At 70.1% G+C, this 5,909-nt stretch carries 6 protein-coding genes; 1 reads left to right on the forward strand and 5 read right to left on the reverse strand.

The genetic code is table 11. The features are described from left to right. The first annotated feature begins 658 nt into the window (after positions 1 to 658). Entirely contained in the window at positions 659 to 1,684 is a 1,026-nt protein-coding gene (gene trpS, locus ABZ027_RS42895) for a tryptophan--tRNA ligase (RefSeq protein WP_356778517.1), read from the forward strand. Between the two features lie 48 nt (positions 1,685 to 1,732). Here trpS and proC read toward each other — a convergent pair whose 3' ends face one another. The 5 genes from proC to ABZ027_RS42920 all read right to left on the reverse strand — a co-directional run bounded on the left by proC (position 1,733) and on the right by ABZ027_RS42920 (position 5,716). Beyond that, positions 1,733 to 2,545 (reverse strand): pyrroline-5-carboxylate reductase, encoded by an 813-nt coding sequence (gene proC / locus ABZ027_RS42900; protein WP_356778507.1) that lies wholly within the window; start codon positions 2,543 to 2,545, stop codon positions 1,733 to 1,735. 106 nt (positions 2,546 to 2,651) lie between these two features. Then, entirely contained in the window at positions 2,652 to 3,479 is an 828-nt protein-coding gene (locus tag ABZ027_RS42905) for an ABC transporter permease (protein ID WP_356778509.1), read from the reverse strand. After that, the gene (locus ABZ027_RS42910) at positions 3,476 to 4,324 is read right to left on the reverse strand and encodes an ABC transporter ATP-binding protein (protein WP_356778511.1); all 849 of its coding nucleotides are present in this window, start codon (positions 4,322 to 4,324) and stop codon (positions 3,476 to 3,478) included. The genes ABZ027_RS42905 and ABZ027_RS42910 overlap by 4 nt, the downstream gene beginning before the upstream one ends. A 65-nt stretch (positions 4,325 to 4,389) precedes the next feature. Continuing rightward, positions 4,390 to 5,154: a class I SAM-dependent methyltransferase gene (locus ABZ027_RS42915; protein WP_356778513.1), complete on the reverse strand. Its 765-nt coding sequence runs from the start codon at positions 5,152 to 5,154 to the stop codon at positions 4,390 to 4,392. Positions 5,155 to 5,215: 61 nt separating this feature from the next. Next, entirely contained in the window at positions 5,216 to 5,716 is a 501-nt protein-coding gene (locus ABZ027_RS42920; RefSeq protein ID WP_356778515.1) for an EamA/RhaT family transporter, read from the reverse strand. Between the last annotated feature and the right edge of the window lie 193 nt (positions 5,717 to 5,909).

The following is a 5,909-nucleotide window of genomic DNA, read 5'->3' on the forward strand; positions in this document are numbered from 1 at the left end:
CCCGAGAGACTCTCTCGTGGCTTTCCTCCGGGCGCTTCCCTTCGGTCTTGCGTTTCCGACTCTATCAGATCTTTTTCTCGACCCGATTTCCTCGGTGCTTTCCAGGTTTCCGCTTCCGCGTTTCCCTTTTCGGCGGTTCCGACTCTATCAGATCCTTTCGGTCCTGATCCCCGGTCAGCGGGGGTTGTCTTCGCGGCTGTTGGGCCGTTCCGACGAGTGAGACTTTAGCGGATTCCCTGCTCCCGACGCTAATCGGGGGCTGCGTCCTTTCGAACGCGGATTCCTCATTCGCAAATACCCGTGCCAATGACACGACAACAGAACGACTCATCGTCGTGTGTTGGTTGGTCCTGCGGAATGGTTGTCCGGGGACCGACCGGAGTCGGCGCTCACGTCGGACAACTCGGAGAACACTACGTATCGGGTCGGGGCGTGTCAACTTCGGTCCTGACGCCGCTTGGGAGGCGTAGCCTGGGCCGCATGACTACGCGTACGTGCTCCCAACTGTGGTGGGCCGCCTGACGGCGGCCGGTCTCACGTATGCACTCGACGGCCGCCTTCTCGGCGGCCGTTTCTGTATCTCCCTCCGCACTCCAGAGGGGCAGCCTGCCGGCCGAGGCGGGCGGCCCGGCCAGGAGGAGAGGGACAGATGACAGAGATGACACGGGTATTCAGCGGGATCAAGCCGACCGGGCACCTGACGCTGGGGAACTACCTGGGCGCCATGCGGCGGTGGGCAGCCGCGGATCAGCACCAGTCCGACGCACTGTTCTGCGTCGTCGATCTGCACGCGCTGACCGTGGATCATGATCCGGCGCGAGTACGACGACTGAGTCGGCAGGCGGCGACGCTGCTGTTGGCGGCGGGTCTCGATCCCGAGCTGTGCACCGTGTTCGTACAGAGTCATGTGGATGAACATGCGCGGCTGTCGTACGTGCTGGAGTGCGTTGCCACGGACGGCGAGATGCGGCGGATGATCCAGTACAAGGAGAAGGCCGCGCGGGAGCGGGAGCGGGGCGGGAGTGTGCGGCTGTCGCTGCTGACGTATCCGGTGCTGATGGCGGCGGACATCCTGGCGTACCGCAGTGACGCGGTGCCGGTCGGGGACGACCAGACGCAGCATGTGGAACTGGCCCGGGATCTGGCGGTGCGGTTCAACCAGCGGTACGGGCACACGTTCGTGGTGCCTCGGGCGACGTCTCCGGGGGTGGCGGCCCGGGTGATGAATCTGCAGGAGCCGACGGCCAAGATGGGGAAGAGCGACGACTCCGGGCCCGGGATCGTCTATCTGCTCGATGAGCCGGACGTGGTGCGGAAGAAGGTCATGCGGGCCGTGACCGACAGTGGGCGAGAGGTCGTCTACGACCGTCAGGCGCGGCCGGGCCTCGCCAATCTGCTGGAGATTCTCGCCGGGTGCACGGGTGGGGACCCGGCGGATCTGAGTGGTGAGTACACGTCGTACGGCGCCTTGAAGAAGGACACCGCGGAGGCCGTGGTGGAGGTTCTCAGGCCCGTGCAGGACAGGCATCGGGAGCTGTGCGCGGATCCTGGCTTTGTGGAGGGGGTTCTGAGCGGGGGCGCGGAGAGGGCGCGGGCGATGGCGCGGCCTACCGTGGATGCCGCTTATCGCGCGATCGGGTTGTTGCCGGCCTCGTCCGATGCCGGGGTGCGCGCGGCTCGGTAGGCGTGTGGTGCCGCCCCCGGATGTCGTGGGGCTGGGGGCGGCACGGGGTCAGCCGTTGTTGCCGGAGGCCAGTTCGCGGCTGCGGTCGCGGGCGGCTTCGAGGGCGGCGATGAGGGCGGCTCGTACGCCGTGGTTCTCGAGTTCGCGGATGGCGTTGATGGTCGTGCCCGCGGGTGAGGTGACGTTCTCGCGGAGCTTGACCGGGTGTTCGCCGCTGTCGCGGAGCATGGTCGCCGCGCCGATCGCGGACTGGACGATCAGGTCGTGGGCCTTGTCGCGGGGCAGGCCGAGGAGGATTCCGGCGTCCGTCATGGCTTCGACCAGGTAGAAGAAGTACGCCGGGCCGGAGCCGGAGAGGGCGGTGCAGGCGTCCTGCTGGGACTCGGGGACTCGGAGTGTCTTGCCCACGGCGCCGAAGATCTCCTCGGTGTGGGCGAGGTGGTCGGCGGTGGCGTGGGTGCCGGCGGAGATGACGGACATGGCCTCGTCGACCAGGGCGGGCGTGTTCGTCATGACGCGGACGACAGGGGTGCCGGTGGCGAGGCGCTCCTCGAAGAAGGCGGTGGGGATGCCTGCCGCGCCGCTGATGACCAGGCGGTCGGCGGGCACGTGGGGGGCGAGTTCGTCGAGGAGGGTGCCCATGTCCTGCGGTTTGACCGTGAGGATCAGGGTGTCGGCGGTCTTGGCGGCTTCCGGGTTGGTGACCGGGGTGACTCCGTGGCGGGTGCGGAGTTCTTCGGCTCGCTCGGGGCGGCGGGCGGTGACCAGAAGGTCGGTGGGGGCCCAGCCGGCGCGGATCATTCCGCTGAGCAGGGCTTCGCCGATCTTTCCGGTGCCGAGGACTGCGACTTTCTGGGTCATGGCTGGGGTGCCCTCCGGGGGGTGCGTCGTCCATGTTCATCCTCGCATCGGGGGGACGGGCGCGGCTCGGGTGTCCGGTGGGCGGGATGTCGGGGGCCGTGGCGTGTCACGCCGTCCGGCGTCGGAGCGTCGCCGCGCCCAGGCCGAGTACCAGGAGCGCGCATCCCGCCACGATCAGGGCGTCTCGTACGAAGGTGGCTGTCATGTCCGTGTGGGTGAGGACCTGGTTCATGCCGTCGACCGCGTAGGACATGGGGAGGACGTCGGAGAGGGCCTCCAGGGCGGGGTGCATGGTGTCGCGAGGGGTGAAGAGGCCGCAGAGCAGGAGCTGGGGGAAGATCACCGCCGGCATGAACTGGACCGCCTGGAACTCCGAGGCCGCGAAGGCCGAGACGAAGAGGCCGAGGGCGGTGCCGAGCAGGGCGTCGAGGAGGGCGACGAGGAGCAGGAGCCAGGGGCTGCCGGTGACGTCCAGGTCGAGGAGCCAGAGCGCGAGGCCCGTGGCGAGGGCGGACTGGATGACGGCGAGCGTGCCGAAGGCGAGGGCGTAGCCCGCGATGAGGTCTCCCTTGCCGAGGGGCATGGCGAGGAGGCGTTCGAGGGTGCCGGAGGTGCGTTCGCGCAGGGTGGCGATGGAGGTGACCAGGAACATCGTGATCAGGGGGAAGATCCCGAGGAGGGAGGCGCCGATGCTGTCGAAGGTGCGCGGGCTGCCGTCGAAGACGTAGCGCAGCAGGAACAGCATCACGCAGGGGATGAGGATCAACATCGCGATGGTGCGCGGGTCGTGGCCGAGCTGGCGCAGGACGCGGGCGGTGGTGGCGGTGGTCCGGGAGGCGTTCAGGGCCCGGGGTGGGGCGGGTGCCGCTGTGGTGCGCGGGGTGTTGGTGGTGTTCGTGCCTGTGCTGCTCGTGGTGCCTGTGTTCGTGGTCATCGTGCGGTCTCCTTCGTGCGGGCGGTGGCGATCGCCTCGTCGACCAGGTGCAGGAAGGCCGCCTCGACCGTCTCCGAGTGGGTGCGGGTGCGCAGGTTGTCGGGGGTGTCGTCGGCGAGGATCTCGCCCTCGCGCATGAGGAGGAGGCGGTGGCAGCGCTCCGCCTCGTCCATGACGTGGGAGGAGATCAGCAGGGTCGCGCCTCGCCGGGTCGCGATGTCGTGGAAGAGGTGCCACAGGTCGCGGCGGAGTACGGGGTCCAGGCCGACGGTGGGTTCGTCGAGGACCAGGAGTTCGGGGGCGCCGAGGAGGGCGACGGCCAGGGAGACGCGGCTGCGTTGGCCGCCGGAGAGGTTGCCGGCGAGGGCGTCGGCGTGGGTGGTCAGGTCCACGTCGGCGATGGCTCGGGTGACGTTCTCGTGGCGGCGGTCGGTGGCGGCGCGGCCCGGGTCGAGGATGGCCGCGAAGTAGTCGAGGTTCTGGCGGACGGTCAGGTCGTCGTAAACGGAGGGCGCCTGGGTGACGTAGCCGACGCGGGTGCGGAGGCCGGGGTGGCCGGCGGGGTCGCCGAGGACGTCGAGCGTGCCGGTGACCTTGGCCTGGGTGCCGACGATCGCGCGCATCAACGTCGACTTGCCGCATCCCGAGGGTCCGAGCAGTCCGGTGATCTGGCCTCGCGGGACGGTGAAGTCGAGACCCCGCAGGACCGTGCGGGGGCCTCGGACGACGGTGAGGTTCTGGGCGCGGACGGCGGGTGCGGCGAGGGTGTCGGGGGCGTCGGAGGTGGTGGTTTTCGCGGGGGGTGTCTCGTCGTCGGGCGGTGGGTCGGGCGCGTAATTCATCATGCGATGAATAGTGCTCCCGGGTAGGGGGTCCGTCAAGCGGGGCGACGGTGTCGGGGAGAGGGAGGTCAGGGGGTGGTGGCGAGGAGCAGGATGACGTCGTAGACCTCTTCGACGATTCCGTCCGGGAAGGTGCGCAGCAGGTGCTTGTGTTCCTCGGCGAGGAAGGCGGCGCCGGCCTCCGGGTCGTGGACCAGGAAGATCGAGTGGGTGCCGAGGTTGGCGAGGTGGGTGTCCAGCGGTACGCGTCGGCTCCAGCGGACCACGCGGGAGGTGAAGTCGAGGCTGCCGGTGGGGTCCGCCGTGCGGGCGTTGACGTTGCGCTTCTCGAGGGCGACGTTCACGCCGAAGAAGCGGCCGGTGCGGTCGGCGGCCTCGGCGATCCAGGGCACGTCGAGGGCGTCCGTGTTCCACCACAGGGCTAGCGCGCCGCCCGCGCGCAGGACCCGGACGGCTTCCGGGACGGCTCGGGCCGGGTCGGTCCAGTGCCAGGCCTGGGCGTAGGTGACGAAGTCGACGGAGGCGGTGGTCAGGGGGAGGGCGTTGCCGTCGCCCCTGACGATCGGGATGTCGGGGTGGGCGCGGCGGAACTGGGCCGCCATGCCGTCGCCGGGTTCCACGGCGATCACGTCGGCGCCGCGGGCGTGCAGGAGAGCGGTCGCTATGCCGGTGCCGGCGCCGATGTCGGCGACGCGGGCACCAGTGAGGGGGCGGCCGGCGAGGTCCTCGACCGCGTCGAAGAGGGCAGGCGGATAGGCGGGGCGGCTGGCGGCGTACTGGGCTGCGGCGCCGTTGAAGGAGTGGGCGCGGGGGGCGTGGGAGGAGGCCGTCATGGGGACCATGGTGGCGGGGGTGGGGGTGAGGGACGACGCGTTTCCGGTGAGAGACCGGTGGCTATGTGCGGGGGCGCTTCTTGGAGGGGTTGCGGGTGCGGCGCGAGGTGCGCTTCTCGTGCTGCCGGCGCGCGGCCTCGTACTCCTCGCGGTGGAGCCTCTCGCCGGGGGCCTCGATGAGGGAGCGGAAGAAGTAAGCGAGCAGCGAGCCGACGAAGCCGATGGCCAGCAGGCCGCGGAGGGAGGCCTGGCGGTCGGGGTCGGGGCGCCTGCTGAAGCCGTCCAGGGTCTGGCGGAAGGCCAGCGCGCTGCAGATGGCGAACATCGCGACGACCAGGACGGCCACGAAGCTGCCGGTATCGGCTATCCGGAGGCCCTGGTAGGCGAAGCGCAGGACGAGGCAGGAGGCGACCACGGCGGCGAGTGAGCCGACGGCTGCCGCGATGCGGCGGGGCGTGTAGCCGTGGTCGTGGTTCAGCCAGGTGGTGCCGAAGAAGCGGAGGGGTTCGGGGCGGGGACCGCCTTCGGAGCCCGCGGGTGCGGTGCCGTGTTCGTCGCTCACGCGTCGATTATGGCGTGATGCAGGGCCGCGGGTTCCGGAGGGATCGGGCGCTGCGAGAGGCGACGAGGCCGTCGCCCCGCGTGTTCAGGTGGCCGCCCGTCCCCTGGTCCTCGAAGAGCCGCGGGGCTCCAGGACCTCCTCCCCGACCTCCACCCGGCCGCTGTCCATGGAGAGGCTGAAGGCGCCCGAGGGC

It is taken from the genome of Streptomyces sp. NPDC006332 (assembly GCF_040612855.1).
Lineage (GTDB): Bacteria > Actinomycetota > Actinomycetes > Streptomycetales > Streptomycetaceae > Streptomyces.

What these genes read in the sequence shown, in the direction of transcription:
- ABZ027_RS42910 (WP_356778511.1), bottom strand. Translation starts at nt 4,324, where the DNA reads ATGATGAATTACGCGCCCGACCCACCGCCCGACGACGAGACACCCCCC.
- proC (WP_356778507.1), bottom strand. Translation starts at nt 2,545, where the DNA reads ATGACCCAGAAAGTCGCAGTCCTCGGCACCGGAAAGATCGGCGAAGCC.
- trpS (WP_356778517.1), top strand. Translation starts at nt 659, where the DNA reads ATGACACGGGTATTCAGCGGGATCAAGCCGACCGGGCACCTGACGCTG.
- ABZ027_RS42915 (WP_356778513.1), bottom strand. Translation starts at nt 5,154, where the DNA reads ATGACGGCCTCCTCCCACGCCCCCCGCGCCCACTCCTTCAACGGCGCC.
- ABZ027_RS42905 (WP_356778509.1), bottom strand. Translation starts at nt 3,479, where the DNA reads ATGACCACGAACACAGGCACCACGAGCAGCACAGGCACGAACACCACC.